This window comes from Nonomuraea thailandensis (genome assembly GCF_024172165.1).
In the GTDB taxonomy this organism is placed as follows: domain Bacteria; phylum Actinomycetota; class Actinomycetes; order Streptosporangiales; family Streptosporangiaceae; genus Nonomuraea; species Nonomuraea thailandensis.
On record NZ_JAMZEB010000002.1, the window covers coordinates 1,413,333 to 1,429,729 of the forward strand.

The 16,397-nt window shown below is 72.2% G+C and carries 13 protein-coding genes; 6 read left to right on the forward strand and 7 right to left on the reverse strand.

Going from position 1 to position 16,397, the window contains the following annotated elements; translation table 11 throughout:
• The first annotated feature begins 57 nt into the window (after positions 1 to 57).
• Positions 58 to 576: a peptidoglycan recognition protein family protein gene (locus HD597_RS10605; RefSeq protein WP_253741837.1), complete on the forward strand. Its 519-nt coding sequence runs from the start codon at positions 58 to 60 to the stop codon at positions 574 to 576.
• 7 nt (positions 577 to 583) lie between these two features.
• Here HD597_RS10605 and HD597_RS10610 read toward each other — a convergent pair whose 3' ends face one another.
• The 6 genes from HD597_RS10610 to HD597_RS10635 form a co-directional block, all read right to left on the reverse strand.
• Positions 584 to 1,120: an NUDIX hydrolase family protein gene (locus HD597_RS10610; protein WP_253741838.1), complete on the reverse strand. Its 537-nt coding sequence runs from the start codon at positions 1,118 to 1,120 to the stop codon at positions 584 to 586.
• 134 nt (positions 1,121 to 1,254) lie between these two features.
• A complete protein-coding gene (gene nrfD / locus HD597_RS10615; RefSeq protein ID WP_253741839.1) occupies positions 1,255 to 2,256 on the reverse strand; it encodes an NrfD/PsrC family molybdoenzyme membrane anchor subunit in 1,002 nt (333 codons plus the stop codon).
• Positions 2,253 to 3,071 carry a 4Fe-4S dicluster domain-containing protein gene (locus tag HD597_RS10620; RefSeq protein WP_253741840.1) on the reverse strand — a complete coding sequence of 273 codons (819 nt, stop codon included), beginning with the start codon at positions 3,069 to 3,071 and terminating at the stop codon, positions 2,253 to 2,255. Before HD597_RS10620 ends, nrfD begins: the two co-directional genes overlap by 4 nt.
• On the reverse strand, positions 3,071 to 6,298 hold the full coding sequence (gene fdh, locus HD597_RS10625; RefSeq protein WP_253741841.1) for a formate dehydrogenase: 3,228 nt from the start codon (positions 6,296 to 6,298) through the stop codon (positions 3,071 to 3,073). Before fdh ends, HD597_RS10620 begins: the two co-directional genes overlap by 1 nt.
• A gap of 62 nt (positions 6,299 to 6,360) precedes the next feature.
• Positions 6,361 to 7,776 (reverse strand): rhamnulokinase, encoded by a 1,416-nt coding sequence (locus tag HD597_RS10630; protein ID WP_253741842.1) that lies wholly within the window; start codon positions 7,774 to 7,776, stop codon positions 6,361 to 6,363.
• Positions 7,773 to 8,774: a LacI family DNA-binding transcriptional regulator gene (locus HD597_RS10635; protein ID WP_253741843.1), complete on the reverse strand. Its 1,002-nt coding sequence runs from the start codon at positions 8,772 to 8,774 to the stop codon at positions 7,773 to 7,775. Before HD597_RS10635 ends, HD597_RS10630 begins: the two co-directional genes overlap by 4 nt.
• A 139-nt stretch (positions 8,775 to 8,913) precedes the next feature.
• Here HD597_RS10635 and HD597_RS10640 point away from each other — a divergent pair, with 139 nt between their 5' ends.
• The 5 genes from HD597_RS10640 (at position 8,914) to HD597_RS10660 (ending at position 15,718) form a co-directional block, all read left to right on the forward strand.
• A complete protein-coding gene (locus HD597_RS10640) occupies positions 8,914 to 9,963 on the forward strand; it encodes a Gfo/Idh/MocA family protein (protein ID WP_253741844.1) in 1,050 nt (349 codons plus the stop codon).
• Between the two features lie 168 nt (positions 9,964 to 10,131).
• Positions 10,132 to 12,060, forward strand: coding sequence for a beta-galactosidase (locus HD597_RS10645; protein WP_253741845.1), 1,929 nt, complete (start codon positions 10,132 to 10,134; stop codon positions 12,058 to 12,060).
• 129 nt (positions 12,061 to 12,189) lie between these two features.
• Positions 12,190 to 12,507 carry an L-rhamnose mutarotase gene (locus HD597_RS10650; RefSeq protein ID WP_080037025.1) on the forward strand — a complete coding sequence of 106 codons (318 nt, stop codon included), beginning with the start codon at positions 12,190 to 12,192 and terminating at the stop codon, positions 12,505 to 12,507.
• A gap of 10 nt (positions 12,508 to 12,517) precedes the next feature.
• Positions 12,518 to 13,669, forward strand: coding sequence for an L-rhamnose isomerase (gene rhaI, locus HD597_RS10655; RefSeq protein WP_253741846.1), 1,152 nt, complete (start codon positions 12,518 to 12,520; stop codon positions 13,667 to 13,669).
• A 6-nt stretch (positions 13,670 to 13,675) separates the two neighbouring features.
• The gene (locus tag HD597_RS10660) at positions 13,676 to 15,718 is read left to right on the forward strand and encodes a bifunctional aldolase/short-chain dehydrogenase (RefSeq protein WP_253741847.1); all 2,043 of its coding nucleotides are present in this window, start codon (positions 13,676 to 13,678) and stop codon (positions 15,716 to 15,718) included.
• A gap of 13 nt (positions 15,719 to 15,731) precedes the next feature.
• On the opposite strand, the gene HD597_RS64365 is transcribed toward HD597_RS10660, so the two are convergent.
• Positions 15,732 to 16,205 (reverse strand): hypothetical protein, encoded by a 474-nt coding sequence (locus HD597_RS64365; protein ID WP_308210587.1) that lies wholly within the window; start codon positions 16,203 to 16,205, stop codon positions 15,732 to 15,734.
• Between the last annotated feature and the right edge of the window lie 192 nt (positions 16,206 to 16,397).

Consider the following 16,397-nt stretch of genomic DNA (forward strand, 5'->3'; position numbering starts at 1 on the left):
TCGCTACTGAAAGTTGACACTCTGATGGCGATGACATTCCTGCGAGGAGAGGAACCCATGAATCTGGTCACCCGTGCGGAGTGGCACGCCAAGAAGCCGACCAGCGACTACGTCCGGCTGTCGTCCACCGAGGGCATCAAGATCCACTACACGGGCGGGAAGGTGCCCGCCGACCTCGCCGACTCCGGCAACCACGACCGCTGCGTCGACCTGGTCCAGGACATCCAGCGCATGCACATGTCCGGGGGCCGCGGCGAGAAGTACATCGACCTGGGCTACAACATGGTGTGCTGCCCTCACCGGCGCACGTTCATGGGCCGCGGCCCCCACGCCCTGCCGGCCGCCAACGGCGCGGGCCTCAACTCCGGCCACTACGCGGTGCTCGCCCTGGTCGGCAGCTCGGGGCTGACGGAGCCGAACGACGACCTGCTCAACGCCCTGGTCGACGCCATCGAATACCTCCGCGAGCACGGCGACGCGGGCCGCGAGGTCAAGGGCCACCGCGACGGCTACGACACCTCCTGCCCCGGCGACCCTCTCTACCGCTGGCTCCGCGACGGCGCCGGACGCCCCTGACCCCTGCTCAGGGCAGGCAGCCGACGTGCGCCAGGGCCTGCTTCAGCAGCACGCCCTGCCCACCGGCCATCTCCTCCTGCACCATCGGCGAGGCCGCCTCCTCCGGTGTGAACCACACCAGGTCGAGCGCGTCCTGCCGGGGCCGGCAGTCACCCGCGACGGGCACGATGTAGGCCAGCGAGACGGCATGCTGGCGCGGGTCGTGGTAGGGCGTGACGCCGGGCGTGGGAAAGTACTCGGCGACGGTGAACGGCTGCGGCGAGACGGGGATGCGGGGCAGCGCCACAGGCCCGAGGTCCTTCTCCAGGTGCCGCATCAGCGCGTCGCGGATCCGCTCGTGGTGGAGCACCCGCCCCGAGACCAGCGCCCGGCTGACCGTGCCGTCCGGCAACATGCGAAGCAACAGGCCGACGCGGGTGACCACGCCGGTGTCGTCGACGCGCACCGGCACGGCGTCGATGTAGAGGATCGGCATGCGGCCCCGCACCGATTCCAGTTCTTCCGGTGCGAGCCAAGCAGGCGTGGTTTCGGTCTTTTCGGTCATCTGCTGATCGTACGGCGCGGGAGGTCAGCGGTGTGCCAGAGACCGGCCAGGAGGCGTGCGCCCGGCCACCCAGGACGCCGTGCAGATGAACAGCACGATGCCGACGAACGGCAGATACTCCGCGATCTTGCGCTTCATGTCAGGTCACGCTCCGCTCTCGCCTGTGCCAGCCGCCTGCGCTGCGGCTGGACGGTGTGCTTGGGGTCGTTGGCCGACTCCATGCCGGCCTGGAAGATGCCGAACCTGGTGCAGGCCGACCCGGCCAGCAGGGCGGCGCCCGCCGCGACGGCCGCGACCCTGCTGCGCCGGCCCACGGTCGCCCCGGCCAGCGCGCCGGCCAGCGACAACGCCTCGCCGAGCCGCAGCAGCCGGCTGCGCTTGAGCGGCTCGGCCAGCGGCCCCAGCCGCCGCTCCATCCGGGCCGCCGCCGTCACCTCCACCGCCGCGCCCAGCAACGCCGCCCGCCGCGCCGGGGCCGCCTCCGACAGCGGCGCGGCCAGCATGCCGAGCCCGCCCGCCGACGCCGCCGCCGACCCCGCGAACAGGAACGGCATCTCCCGGTACGCCTCGTGCCAGACCGGCACCGCGGTGTCGCAGATCAGCGCCGCCGTGTACGTGGCCACCGCGGTGCCCGCGATCCCGGCCCCCACCGTGGCGGCGCGGCCCAGGCCGGGGAACAGCCCCGTGACGTCGGTGGCCGCGGCGGCGCCGGCGTGCGGGCCGTACACGCTGAGGATCCACGTGCCGACGCTCATCGGCGAGGTCACCTTGAACACCCGCAACATGTTCACGAAGCGCTCGGGGCGGCCCAGGTCGTGGATCAGCGCGTAGAGCGAGCCGCCCAGCGCGCCCAGCGCCCCCACCTTGGCCACCCTGGCCAGGCGCGGCCGGCCGGTCAGCTCCGCGGCGGCGGCCAGCGTGGACGACGCGCCCGCCAGGCCGCCCAGGAACAGGTAACCGGCGATGTCGGGCGCCTTCCAGGTCGGCTCGTTCAGCACCGGCCGCCCGTAGTAGGAGTCGAAGGTGGCCTTGGGCACCATGAGCCGCTCGCGCCTGCGGCCCGCCGAGCCCGGCGTGGCCTCACGCTCGCCACGCAGCCGCGGCGAGCCGTCCAACCGCACATCGGTCTGACTCATCGGTGCCGCCTCCACGCCGTCGCCGCCACCCCGGCCAGCAGCGCCACCGCCGCCACCCCCACGTGCCGCCACATCGACGGCAGGTCCCTGGTCGTCACCACCGGGTCCGGCGGCAGGCCGTACACCTCGGGCTCGTCCAAGAGCAGGAAGAACGCGCCCGTGCCGCCCACGCCGTCGTCCGGGTCGTGCCCGTACAGGCGGGCGGAGCCCACCCCGGCCGCGCGCACCTGCTCCAGCCGCCGCTCGGCCCTCTCGCGCAGCTCCTCCAGGTCGCCGAACTGGATGGAGTCGGTCGGGCACGTCTTGGCGCAGGCCGGCTCCTCCCCGGCGCCCAGCCGGTCGTAGCACATCGTGCACTTGGCCGCCGTGCCGCTGGTCTCCCGCTTGCCGATCACCCCGAACGGGCACGCCGGGACGCAGTAGCCGCAGCCGTTGCAGACGTCCTCCTGCACCACGACCGTGCCGTACTCGGTGCGGAACAGCGACCCCGTCGGGCAGACGTCCAGGCAGGCCGCGTGCGTGCAGTGCTTGCACACGTCGGAGGCCATCAGCCAGCGGAAGTCCATCTCGCCGACCCCGGGCTCCTGGTGCCCGAGAGGCCGCCGCTGCTCGACGAACGCCACGTGCCGCCAGGTGTCGGCGCTCAGCTTCATCGTGTTGTCGTAGGACCAGCCGGTGAAGTTCAGGCCGTCGTCCGGGACGTGGTTCCACTCCTTGCACGCCACCTCGCACGCCTTGCAGCCGATGCAGATGCTGGTGTCGGTGAAGAACCCCACCCGGCTGTCGCCGAGCCGCTCCTCCAGGTCGAAGGCCATCAGGACTCCATTCCGGTGTCGGCGCCCACACCGGCGCGCCGCTGGTAGGACCGCACCAGCTCCGGCAGTGCCGGGCCGCGCGGCCGCCGGCCCGGGCGGATGTCCGCCGACAGGGCCTTGACCTCCTGGATGTGCGAGTTCGGGTCCAGCGAGATCGACGACAGCTCGTTGGCCGCGTCGCCCCTGGCCAGCCCGTTCGGGCCGAAGTGGAACGGCAGCCCGATCTGGTGCAGCGTCCGCCCGTCGAGGTGCAGCGACGGGATGCGGTCGGTGACCATCACCCTGGCCTCGATGGCGTTGCGCGCGGTGACGATCGTCGCCCAGTCGCCGTGCACCAGCCCCCGCTCGGCGGCCAGCGCGGGCGAGACCTCGCAGAACATCTCCGGCTGCAGCTCCGCCAGGTACGGCGTGAACCGGCTCATGCCGCCCGCCGTGAAGTGCTCGGTCAGCCGGTACGTCGTCACCACGTACGGGTAGACCGACGCCCCCGGCTCGTCCCCGCTCGGCTGGTACCGGTTGTGCTCGTGCGGGTAGAGCTTGCGCACCGGGTTGCGCTGCCGGCCGTACAGCGGGTTGGCCACCGGCGAGTCCTGCGGCTCGTAGTGCGTGGGCAGCGGCCCGTCCACGACCCCGGCGGGCGCGAACAGCCAGCCCTTGCCGTCGGCCTGCATGATGAACGGGTCGATCCCCGACAGCGCCGCCACCCCCGTGGCGTCGGGAGGCGGCCGGTAACCGGGGCTCTTGCCCGCCTCGAAGTCGGGCACGTCGTGCCCCGTCCACGCGCCCGCCTCGGCGTCCCACCAGACCAGCCGCTTGCGCTCGCTCCACGGGCTGCCGTCGGGCCTGGCCGAGGCGCGGTTGTAGAGGATGCGCCGGTTCGCCGGCCACGCCCACGCCCACTCGGCGGCTATCCAGTCCTGCTCGGCGGCGGGCTTGCGGCGGGCGGCCTGGTTGACGCCGTCCTGGCGGACACCGCAGTAGATCCAGCAGCCGCAGGCCGTGGAGCCGTCGTCCTTCAGCTCCGCGTAGCCGGACAGGGGCCGGCCCTGGGCGTCCCAGCCGTTGATCTCGGCCAGCACCGCCTCCGCCGACGGCTCGGCCGTCTCGCCGCTCACCGGGTAGTCCCACGTCAGGTCGAGCACGGGCGCGTCGGCCGGGTCCTGCGAGCCGGCCAGCTTCTCGCGGACGATGCGGCCCAGGTGGTACATGAACCACAGGTCGCTGCGGGCGTCGCCCCGCGGCTCGACGGCCTGGTGGTGCCACTGCAGCAGCCGGTTGGTGTTGGTGAAGCTGCCGTCCTTCTCGGTGTGGCAGGCGGCGGGCAGGAAGAACACCTCGGTACGGATGTCGGCGGTCTTCAGCTCGCCCGTCTCGATCTCCGGGCCGTCCTTCCACCAGGTCGCGCTCTCGATCAGGTTGAGGTCGCGCACGACCAGCCAGTCGAGGTTGGCCATGCCCAGGCGTTGCATCCGCGCGTTGGCCGAGCCGACCGCGGGGTTCTCGCCGAGCAGCAGGTACCCCTTGCAGATGCCGTCGAGCTGCGCCAGCACCGTGTCGTAGGTGCTGTGCGAGCCCGTCAGGCGCGGCAGCCAGCTGAACCGGTAGTCGTTGTCGGGCTGCGCGGACTCGCCCCACCACGCCTTGAGCAGGCTGATCAGGTAGGCGGGCATGTTGGCCCAGAAGCCCTGGCGCGGCGCGTCGCCCTGGAGGAAGTCGCGCAGCCGCTCGTTCTCGTGCGCGTGCGGCATCGGGATGTAGCCGGGCAGCAGGTTGAACAGCGTCGGGATGTCGCTGGAGCCCTGGATGCTGGCGTGGCCGCGCAGCGCCTGGATGCCACCGCCGGGACGGCCGATGTTGCCCAGCAGGAGCTGCAGGATGCAGGCCGCCCGGATGAACTGGGAGCCGTCGCTGTGCTGGGTCCAGCCGACCGCGTACACGAACTCGGCCGTCTTGTCCGGCCCCGAGTTCTCCGTCAGGTGCCGGCACACCTCCTCGAACAGGTGCCGCGGCACGCCGCACACCCGCTCGACCATCTCCGGCGTGTAGCGGGCGTAGTGGCGCCGCAGCACCTGCAGCACGCAGCGCGGATGGCGCAGCGTCTCGTCCCGCTGCGCGTGGCCGTCCAGCGGCGCCCCGGTGCCGCCCTGCACCTCCGAGCGGCCGGGCGGGGAACCGCCCTTCCGCTCCTGGTACTCCTGGTCCCGGTCGCCCGAGGCGGCGACCGTCGTCATGCCCTCGTACTGCCAGGAGTCCACGTCGTACGAGCGGCCCTCGGCGTCGAAGCCGGAGAAGAGACCGTCCAGGTCCTCGGCGTCGCGGTAGTCCTCGCGCAGGATCGTCGCCGCGTTGGTGTAGTTGACCACGTACTCGTGGAAGTACAGCTCGTTCTCCAGCACGTGGTTGATGATCGCGCCGAGGAAGGCCACGTCGGAGCCGGCCCGGATGGGCACGTGCAGGTCGGCCAGCGCGCTGGTGCGGGTGAAGCGCGGGTCCACGTGGATGATCACCGCGCCGCGCGCCTTGGCCTCCATCACCCACTGGAAGCCCACGGGATGAGCCTCGGCGAAGTTGGAGCCCTCGATGATCACGCAGTCGGAGTGCTGCAGGTCCTGCATGAACGTGGTCGCGCCGCCCCGCCCGAACGACGTGCCGAGCCCCACCACGGTCGAGCTGTGGCAGACGCGGGCCTGGTTCTCGATCTGCACCACGCCGAGCGCCGTCAGCAGCTTCTTGATGAGGTAGTTCTCCTCGTTGTCCAGCGTGGCGCCGCCCAGGCTGGCGATGCCCATGGTCCTGGCGGTGCGCAGGCCGTCGCGCTCCTGCTCCCACGTCTCGCGCCGGGTCGCCAGGATCCGATCGGCGATCATGTCCATCGCCGTGGCCAGGTCGAGCTCCTGCCAGTCGGCCGCGCCGGGCGGGCGGTAGAGCACCTGGTACTGGCGGCGGGAGTCGGTGGTGAGCTGGAGGCTGGCCGCGCCCTTGGGGCACAGCCGGCCGCGGCTGATGGGGGAGTCGGGGTCGCCCTCGATCTGGACGACCTTCTCGTCCCGCACGAACACGTTCTGGGCGCAGCCCACCGCGCAGTACGGGCACACCGACTTCACCACCCGGTCGGCCGTGGCCGTACGCGCCCGCAGCTTCGCCGTCGTCGCCGATCGCGCCGCCGAGCCCCGCGCCGTCCGGTCCGCCCCCGTGAGCTGCCGCAGCAGCGGCCACCCGAACTCCATGACACCCCCCGATGCCCCCGGCCCGAGTCCTGCCCTGGACAGGCCGGGGGAAAACCGGCAGGTCAGAACACCCTGGAGGCCGCCTCGTCCCAGGCGGTGCGGTCGCCGGACGGCTCGTAGCGGCGCAGCGGCTGCGAGGAGGCGACCAGCGCGCGCATCTCCCCGAGATCCGACACCAGCCCGGCCGCCCGCGCCTGCACCAGCACGTTGCCGAACGTGGTGGCCTCCCCGGGACCGGCCACCACGGGCAGCCCGCACGCGTCGGCGGTGAACTGGCACAGCAGCTCGTTGCGCGACCCGCCGCCCACCAGGTGGACGACCTCGACGTCGCGGCCCGACAGCTCCATCGCCTGCCGCACGGCCAGCCGGTGCCCGAGCGCCAGGCTCTCCAGCACGCACCGCACGTACGCGGCGGGGGAGGCCGGCGGGCGCTGGCCGGTGCGGCGGCACTCGGCGGCGATCCTGGCCGGCATGTCGCCCGGCGGCAGGAACGCGGGCTCGTCCGGGTTCACCACGGCGGCGAACGGCCGCTCGGCCGCCGCGGCCTTCAGCAGCCCGCCCAGGTCGGCGCCCGGCCAGGCGCGCAGGCACTCCTGCAGCAGCCACAGGCCCATGACGTTGCGCAGGTAGCGGACGGTGCCGTCGATGCCGGCCTCGTTGGTGAAGTTCGCGGCGCGGCTCTCGGGGGTCAGCACCGGGCCGGGCAGCTCCACGCCGGCCAGCGACCAGGTGCCGCACGAGACGTAGGCGAACGCGGAGCCGGTGGCGGGCACCGCGGCCACCGCCGAGGCGGTGTCGTGCGAGCCGACCGCGCGCACGGGCGCCGACCAGCCGATCTCCCCGGCCACGTCCCTGCGCAGGCCGCCGACCGCCTCGCCGGGCTGACGCAGCGGCGGGAAGAGGCCCGCCGGCAGGCCGAGCTGCTTGATCAGCGGTAACGACCACTCGCGCGTGCGCACGTCGAGCAGGCCCGTGGTGGAGGCGTTGGTCACCTCGGCGCCCGCCTCGCCGGTCAGCCAGTAGCCGATCAGGTCGGGGATCAGCAGCATCGTGGCCGCCTCGCCGAGCCGCCGCTCCGCCAGGAGCTGGTAGAGGGTGTTGAACGGCAGGACCTGCAGCCCCGACACGTCGTACAGGGTCTCCGCCCCGACCGAGGCGGCCACCCGCTCGGCCACGCCGGCCGTGCGGTCGTCGCGGTAGTGGACGGGGTTGCCCAGCATGGCGCCCGACTCGTCGAGCAGCGCGTAGTCCACCGCCCACGAGTCCACGCCGATGGAGGAGACCGGGCCCGCCGCGCGCAACCCGGCGAGGATCTCGCGGTAGAGGCCGAGAATGTCCCAGTAGAGGTGGCCGGCCAGGCGTACCGGGCCGTTCGGGAAGCGGTGCGCCTCGGTCAGGCTCAGCCCGTCGGACAGGTCGGCCAGCATCACCCGGCCGCTGGAGGCGCCGAGGTCGACGGCGGCGAAACGGCGGCTCATTGGGTGGACTCCCTGGCGACGAGCTCCGGCTGGAACATGATGTGCTGGTGCGCGTGCGTGTCGGGGTTGTCGCACTCGTCCAGCAGCAACTCGGTGGCGATGCGGCCGAGCTGGTACGTGGGCTGCCGCATCGAGCTGAGCGACACGGTGGAGGCGGCGGCGAAGTCGATGTCGTCGTACCCCATCAGCGCCACGTCCTCGGGCACCCGCACCCCCGAGCGCAGCAGCGCGCGCAGCACGCCGAGGGCGAGCAGGTCGTTGGCGCAGAAGACGGCCTCGGGCAGGCCGCCGGCGATCAGGTCGGCGGCGGCCTTCTCGCCCGCGCGGGCCGTCATCGTCGCGGCCTCGCTCACCCGCAGGTCGTCGGGGTCCAGCCCGGCCGCGCGCATCGCGGCCTTGGCGCCCTCACGCCGCTCCACGCACTGGCGGATGGTCAGCGGGCCCGTCACGTACGCGATCGTGCGAGCGCCCTTGGACAGCAGATGCGCCACGGCGGCCCGGCCGCCGGCGACGTCGTCCACGGCCACCGCGCACTGGTCGGGCCGGTGCGCCGGATGGTCGACCAGCACCACGCTGATGCCGTGCTCGCGCAGCCGGTCGAGCCTGGCGGGGTCCTCGCCCGACGGGGTGATCAGCACGCCGCGCACCCGGTGCTCGGCCAGCACCCGCAGGTTGCGGTCCTCCTTGTCCTGAGAGCCGGCGGAGTTGCCGAGGATCACGGCGTACCCCAGCTCGCTGACGACGTCCTCGACCCCGGCGGCGACCTCGGTGAAGAACGGGTTGCCTATGTCGATCACGCTCAGGCCGATCGTCCTGCTGTGCCCCGCGCGCAGCGTCGAGGCGGAGCCGTGACGGACGAACCCCAGCTCGTTGATGGCCGCCTCCACCCGCTCGCGCGTCGCGGGGGCGACTTTGCCGGGCCGGTTCAGTACGTTGGAGACCGTGCCCGGGGAGACGCCGGCGTGCGCGGCGACGTCCTTGATGCTGACCATGGCCATGAAGCTAAATTAAAACGTACTAACGGAGAGTGCGCCAGTCGCGGCACCGGTGGGACGGCAAATCCGCGTTGACATCGTCGGGAGCCGACGCCTAACGTCGCGCGCCGGAAGTAAAACGTTTCTATCGGAGGGGGCGCTCGTGATCCGCGCTGCCATCGTAGGGGCCGGCGCCATCGCCGCGCACAGCCACGTGCCCGCCCTGCGGGCCCACGGCGACCGGGTCGAGGTGGTGGCCGTGGCGGACGTGGACGAGACCAGGGCCGGGTCGCTGGTTCCCGGCGCGGCCGTCTACACCGATCTGGGGAAGCTGCTCGACGCCGAGCATCCCGACCTGGTGATCGTCTGCACGCCGCCGTACCTGCACGCCGGCCAGGCCGTGGCGGCCCTGTCGGCGGGGGCGTGGGTGTGGTGCGAGAAGCCGGCCGCGCTCTCGCTGGCCGAACTCGACCGGATGGCGGCGGCCGAGGGGCCGGGCGGGCCGTACCTGTCGGTCGTCTACCAGCAGCGCTTCGGCTCGGGGGCCGAGCACCTGCGCGCGCTGGGCGGGGCGCTGGGCCGCCCGATGCTGGCGCTGTGTCAGACGACCTGGCACCGGGGCGAGGAGTACTACGCGACGCCGTATCGCGGCAGGTGGGCCACCGAGGGCGGCGGCACGACGGTGCTGCACGGCGTGCACCAGATGGACCTGATGTTGTCGGTGTTCGGAGACTGGGCGGAGATCAGGGCCATGGCCGGGCGGCTGGACCGGCCGATCGAGACCGAGGACGTGTCGCTGGCCATGGTGCGCTTCGAGAACGGCGCCATGGGCTCGGTCGTGACCAGCGTGCTGTCACCGCGCGAGGAGAGCTACCTGCGCTTCGACTTCGCCGACGCCACGGTGGAGTTGCGCCACCTGTACGGCTACGGCAACGCGGCCTGGACCTCCACCTCCCCGCTGTGGAGCCCGCCCGAGGACGTCCCGAGCAGCCACGCCACCCAGCTCGGCCTGCTGCTCGACGCCTACGAGCGCGGCGAGCGCCCGCCTGCCTCCGGCGCGGACGCCAGGCGGGCCATGGAGTTCGTCACCGGCCTGTACGCCTCCGCCTTCACCGGCCGCCCGGTGCTGCGCGAGGAGCTCACCGCGGACAGCCCCTTCTACGACCGGCTGGACGGTGGCATTGAAACGTTCTTCACCGCCGGGATCGCGTGAGCCGCACGGGTCTTCCGGCTCTCACCGATGTACCCCTGCCGACCTGCGGGAACGTCAGGTCCAGGCAGCTCAGGTCTTGTGCGCGTACGGCCGGAACGTTTTAATCCCCCGTAAACACAGGCGTAACGGACTGTGAGCGCTAACGGTTATCTCGAAAGGCAGACATTCATGCCGGATGGCATCGCGTACGGCGGGGACTGGAATCCCGAGCAGTGGCCCGAGGAGACGTGGGAGCAGGACGTCGCGCTGATGCGCGAGGCCGGCGTCAACCGGGTCAGCGTCGGGATCTTCTCCTGGTCGTCGCTGGAGCCCGTCGAGGGCGTGTTCGACTTCGGCTGGTTCGACCGGGTGATGGACCTGCTGGCCGAGAACGGGATCGGCGCCAACCTCGCCACCCCCACCGCCTCCCCGCCGCCGTGGTTCTCGGAGGCCTACCCGCAGGCGCTGCCCGTGGACGCAGACGGCCGGCGCCTTCATCACGGCAGCAGGCAGGGCTTCTGTCCCAGCTCGCCCCTCTACCGCGAGAAGGCCCTGCGCATCGCCGAGCAGGTGGCGCTGCGCTACCGGGACCACCCGGCGCTGGCCCTGTGGCACGTGCACAACGAGTACGGCTGCCACAACGCCCGCTGCTACTGCGACACCTCGGCCGCCGCCTTCCGCGCCTGGCTGCGCACGCGCTACTCCTCGCTCGACGCGCTCAACGAGGCGTGGGGCACCGCGTTCTGGTCCCAGCGCTACAGCGACTGGTCGCAGATCCTGCCGCCGCGCGCCACCCCCAGCTTCCCCAACCCGGGCCAGCAGCTCGACTTCCGCAGGTTCAGCTCCGACGCGCTGGTCGAGCTGTACGTCGCCGAACGCGACCTGCTCAAGCGGCTCACCCCGGACGTGCCCGCCACCACCAACCTGATGGCCGGGGCGCACTGGGACATGGACTGCTGGGCCTTCGCCGCCGAGCTGGACGTGGTCTCCACCGACCACTACCTGATCGGCGCCCGCCGCGAGCGCCACATCGACCTGGCCTTCGCCGCCGACTACGCCCGCTCGCTGGGCGGCGGGCGGCCATGGCTGCTCATGGAGCACTCCACCAGCGCGGTCAACTGGCAGCCGCGCAACCTCGCCAAGACCCCCGGCGAGCTGCGCCGCAACTCCCTCCAGCACCTGGCCAGGGGTGCGGACGGGATCATGTTCTTCCAGTGGCGCCAGTCCAGGGCGGGCGCCGAGAAGTGGCACTCGGCGATGCTGCCGCACGCCGGCACCGACACCAGGATCTGGCGCGAGGTGGTGGCACTCGGAGCCGAGCTGGCCGGGCTGTCCGGCGTGACCGGCAGCACGGTCAAGGCCGACGTCGCCCTGCTCCTGGACCACTCCAGCGTCTGGGCGCAGGACCACCCCGCCCAGCCCACCTCGGAGCTGGACCCGGTGGAGGAGGCCAAGCGCTGGCACGCCGCCCTGTGGCGGGCGGGCGTCACCTGCGACGTGGCCCGCCCCGAGGGCGACCTGAGCGGTTACCGCCTGGTCGTGGTGCCCCAGCTCTACCTGGTGAGCGACGAGGGGGCGGCCGGCCTGGAGGAGTTCGCCCGGCGGGGCGGGGTCGTGGTCGTGGGCCCGTACAGCGGGATCGTGGACGAGCACGACCGGGTCAGGCTGGGCGGCTACCCGGGCGCCTGGCGGGACCTGCTCGGGGTGAGCGTCGAGGAGTTCCTCCCCCTCGACGCGCCGATCAGGCTGGCCTCGGGCGCGAGCGGCGGCGTGTGGAGCGAGGCGGCTCGGGTGACCACCGCCAAGGTGCTCGACACGTACGCGAGCGGGGAGCCCGCCTGGACCCGCAACGAGTTCGGCGACGGCGTGGCGCACTACCTGACCACCCTGCTCGACGACGCCGCGCTCGCCGAGGTCCTCGCCACGGCCTGCCGTGAGGCGGGGGTGTCGCCGGAGGCCGTGAGCGTGCCGGGGGTCGAGGTCGTGCGGCGCTCGCACCCGGACGGGCGCTCCTTCCTGTTCGCCGTCAACCACACCGGCGAGGACGCCACCGTCACGACAGCGGAAGGCGAGACCGTCACCGTCGCGGCCGGCGACGCCGTGGTGATCCCCGGCTGACCGGTTAAAACGTGTCATGCCCCTGATCCGGTTCGGCCCCCGCATCGGGGGCCGCCGCTCCATTGACAGCGAGCACCAGGAATCATAGTTTCCTGCACGAAGGATTAAAACGTTTTGAAGGGAGTGTCAGTGCAACGCGTCTGCTTCCTGCTGAAAGTCCGCCCAGAGCGGCTGGCGGAGTACCGCGAGCGCCACCGCGACGTCTGGCCGGAGATGCGAGAGGCGCTGTCGCGCACCGGCTGGCACAACTACTCGCTCTTCCTCAGGGACGACGGCCTCCTGGTGGGATACCTGGAGACCGAGGACTTCGAGGCCGCACAGAAGGCGATGGCGGAAACCGAGGTCAACGCCCGCTGGCAGGCGGAGATGGCGCCGTTCTTCGAGGGCCTCGACGGCCGCCCCGACGAGGGCATGGTCCCGCTGACCGAAGTGTTCCACCTGGATTGATCGGGGAGTAATGACTGACATCAAGGCCGCGCTGCGGTCGCAGCGCATCGAGACGCCGTCCTGGGCCTACGGAAACAGCGGCACGCGGTTCAAGGTGTTCGCCCAGCAGGGCGTGCCCCGCGACCCGTACGAGAAGCTGGCCGACGCCGCCCAGGTGCACGCCTACACCGGAATTGCTCCCACCGTCGCCCTGCACATCCCGTGGGACAAGGTGGACGACTACGCCGACCTGGCCCGCCACGCCGGCGAGCTGGGCGTGCGGATCGGCGCGATCAACTCCAACGTCTTCCAGGACGACGACTACAAGCTGGGCAGCGTCACCCACCCCGACGCGCGGGTGCGCCGCAAGGCCACCGACCACCTGCTCGAGTGCGTGGACATCATGGACGCGACCGGCAGCGACACGCTGAAGCTGTGGTTCTCCGACGGCATCAACTACCCGGGCCAGGACGACATCAGGTCCCGACAGGACCGCCTGGCCGACTCGCTCGCCGAGGTCTACGACCGGCTCGGCGAGGGCCAGCGCTTCCTGCTGGAGTACAAGCTGTTCGAGCCCGCCTTCTACGCCACCGACGTGCCCGACTGGGGCACCGCCTACGCGCACTGCGTCAGGCTCGGCCCCAAGGCGCAGGTCGTCGTGGACACCGGCCACCACGCCCCGGGCACCAACATCGAGTTCATCGTGGCCTTCCTCCTGCGCGACGGCAAGCTCGGCGGCTTCGACTTCAACTCCCGCTTCTACGCCGACGACGACCTCATGGTGGGCGCCGCCGACCCGTTCCAGCTCTTCCGCATCATGTACGAGGTCATCAGGGGCGGCGGCTTCACCGACGAGGTCGCGTTCATGCTCGACCAGTGCCACAACATCGAGCCCAAGATCCCGGGCCAGATCCGCTCGGTCATGAACGTTCAGGAGGCCACCGCCAAGGCGCTGCTCGTGGACCGCGACGCGCTGAGCGCGGCGCAGAACGAGGGCGACGTGCTGGGCGCCAACGCCGTCCTCATGGACGCCTACAACACCGACGTGCGGCCGCTGCTCGCCGAGCTGCGCGAGGAGCAGGGCCTCGCGCCCGACCCGATGGCCGCCTACGCCAAGTCCGGATACTTCGAGAAGATCGCCGCCGAGCGCGTCGGCGGCCGGCAGGCCGGCTGGGGGGCCTGAAGCATCATGTCCAACGTCATCAACGAACTCCTCGACCGCTCCCACCGCCTGGGCGCCGACCCGCGCAACACGAACTTCGCGGGCGGCAACACCTCGGCCAAGGCCGCAGCGCCCGACCCCGTCACCGGCGAGGAGGTCGAGCTGCTCTGGGTCAAGGGCTCCGGCGGCGACCTCGGCACGCTGAAGGAGGCCGGCCTGGCCGTGCTCCGCCTGGACCGGCTGCGCGCGCTCAAGGGCGTCTACCCGGGCGTCGAGCGTGAGGACGAGATGGTCGCCGCCTTCGACTACTGCCTGCACGGCAAGGGCGGCGCCGCGCCGTCGATCGACACCGCCATGCACGGCCTGGTCGAGGCCGCGCACGTCGACCACCTGCACCCCGACGCCGGCATCGCGCTGGCCACGGCCGCCGACGGAGAGGAGCTGACCAGGCGCGTCTTCGGCGGCAAGGTCGTGTGGGTGCCGTGGCGGCGGCCCGGCTTCCAGCTCGGCCTGGACATCGCCGCCATCAAGGAGGCGAACCCGCAGGCCATCGGCTGCGTCCTGGGCGGCCACGGCATCACCGCGTGGGGCTCGACGTCCGAGGAGTGCGAGGCGCGCTCGCTGGAGATCATCCGCACGGCCGAGGCGTACCTGGCCGAGCACGGCCGCCCCGACCCGTTCGGCCCGGTGATCCACGACACGCTGCCCGAGGCCGAGCGGCACGAGCGGGCCGCGGCGCTGTTCCCGCTGGTCCGGGGCCTGGCCTCGACCGACATCCGCGTGGTGGGCCACTACACCGACACCCCCGAGGTGCTCGACTTCGTCTCCCGCGCCGAGCACCCGAGGCTGGCGGCCCTGGGCACGTCCTGCCCCGACCACTTCCTGCGCACCAAGGTCGCGCCGCTGGTGCTGGACCTGCCGCCGGACGCGCCGCTGGAGCAGGTCGCCGAGCGGCTGCGCGAGCTGCACGCGGCCTACCGCGAGGAGTACACCGCCTACTACAACCGGCACGCCACCCCCGAGTCCCCGGCCATCCGGGGCGCGGACCCGGCGATCGTGCTGGTGCCGGGCGTCGGCATGTTCTCCTTCGGCAAGGACAAGCAGACCGCCCGCGTGGCCGGTGAGTTCTACGTCAACGCCATCAACGTCATGCGCGGCGCCGAGTCCGTCTCCGCCTACGCCCCCATCCCCGAGTCGGAGAAGTTCCGCATCGAGTACTGGGAGCTGGAGGAGGCCAAGCTCCGCCGCATGCCCAGGCCCAAGCCCCTGGCCACCCGGATCGCGCTGGTGACCGGCGGCGGCTCGGGCATCGGCGCGGCCACCGCCCGCCGGCTGGCCGCCGAGGGCGCGTGCGTGATCGTGGCCGACCGCGACCTGGGCGCGGCGGAGAAGGTGGCCGCCGAGCTCGGCGCGAGCGCGTACCGCGTCTCGGACGTCGCCGTGGCGGTCGGGGTGGACGTCACCTCGGAGGAGCAGATCGCCGCCGCGGTGCGCGCGGGCGTGCTCGCGTTCGGCGGCGTGGACCTGGTCGTCAACAACGCCGGCCTGTCGCTGTCGCGCGCGCTCCTGGAGACCACGCTGGCCGACTGGGACCTGCAGCACGACGTGATGGCGCGCGGCTCGTTCCTGGTCTCCCGCGAGACGGCCAAGGTCATGATCGACCAGGCCATGGGCGGCGACATCGTCTACATCTCCTCCAAGAACTCCGTCTTCGCCGGCCCGAACAACGTCGCCTACGGCGCCGCCAAGGCCGACCAGGCCCACCAGGTGCGCCTGCTGGCGGCCGAGCTCGGCGCCCACGGCATCCGCGTGAACGGCGTCAACCCCGACGGCGTCGTGCGCGGCTCCGGCATCTTCGCCTCCGGGTGGGGCGCCAACCGCGCGGCCGTGTACGGCGTCGAGGAGGAGCGGCTCGGCGAGTTCTACGCCCAGCGCACCCTGCTCAAGCGCGAGGTCCTGCCCGAGCACGTGGCCAACGCGGTCTTCGCGCTCACCGCCAGCGACCTGAGCCACACCACCGGCCTGCACGTCCCGGTGGACGCCGGCGTGGCGGCCGCCTTCCTGCGGTAGGAGCCTTCCCTCGTCAGGAGTAGGCGGCCACCAGACCGGTGACCATCAGCACCATCCCGGCCGCCGTGACCAGGACCCCTCCGGTCACGGCGGCCCGGCGCCCCCTGCGCGCCCCCAGCCAGTACATGACCACGTACGGCAGGAACCCCAGCCCGCCCAGCCCCACTCCCGGCAGCGCCAGCGCCGCCAGCACGCCCTTCGTGCCCGCCGGCACGGCCCGGTCGCCCTCCGGCGTGAGCTGGGCCCGCAGCAGGTCGCCCGCCTCGGAGTCGGGGGAGGCGGCCACCTCCACGACCGCGTCCCCGTTGTCGGGCGTGAACTGCCCCCGGCAGTCGTAACGGCCCTCGCCCAGGTCCTCGCACGAGACGACGCGCAGCGTTCCCGGCGTGCCCGCCCGCCCCGTGGCCAGCTCCAGCTCCCCGGCGGCGAGCACCATCGGCAGCAGGCAGACCCCCAGCCACAGCAGCACGAGAATGCAGCGACCCACAGGCCCGGGACCTCCGCCACGTGTACCGGACGGTAATTCGGACAAGAACTCGGTCATGGCCTCCATCCTGACGCCCCCGTCTTGGAGCTCACCTGCAGGTGACAAGTCTCACGATGCGGGCGGCGAGGCCGCTCTGGCTTGCATGTCCATCCTCTAGAGTGCATTATCTTCACAAGCAAGGTCATGAGCTAT

Bases quoted from the DNA above. Each gene is read 5' to 3' on its own strand.
- HD597_RS10605 (WP_253741837.1), top strand. From the start codon at position 58: ATGAATCTGGTCACCCGTGCGGAGTGGCACGCCAAGAAGCCGACCAGC.
- HD597_RS10610 (WP_253741838.1), bottom strand. From the start codon at position 1,120: ATGACCGAAAAGACCGAAACCACGCCTGCTTGGCTCGCACCGGAAGAA.
- nrfD (WP_253741839.1), bottom strand. From the start codon at position 2,256: ATGAGTCAGACCGATGTGCGGTTGGACGGCTCGCCGCGGCTGCGTGGC.
- HD597_RS10620 (WP_253741840.1), bottom strand. From the start codon at position 3,071: ATGGCCTTCGACCTGGAGGAGCGGCTCGGCGACAGCCGGGTGGGGTTC.
- fdh (WP_253741841.1), bottom strand. From the start codon at position 6,298: ATGGAGTTCGGGTGGCCGCTGCTGCGGCAGCTCACGGGGGCGGACCGG.
- HD597_RS10630 (WP_253741842.1), bottom strand. From the start codon at position 7,776: ATGAGCCGCCGTTTCGCCGCCGTCGACCTCGGCGCCTCCAGCGGCCGG.
- HD597_RS10635 (WP_253741843.1), bottom strand. From the start codon at position 8,774: ATGGCCATGGTCAGCATCAAGGACGTCGCCGCGCACGCCGGCGTCTCC.
- HD597_RS10645 (WP_253741845.1), top strand. From the start codon at position 10,132: ATGCCGGATGGCATCGCGTACGGCGGGGACTGGAATCCCGAGCAGTGG.
- rhaI (WP_253741846.1), top strand. From the start codon at position 12,518: ATGACTGACATCAAGGCCGCGCTGCGGTCGCAGCGCATCGAGACGCCG.
- HD597_RS10660 (WP_253741847.1), top strand. From the start codon at position 13,676: ATGTCCAACGTCATCAACGAACTCCTCGACCGCTCCCACCGCCTGGGC.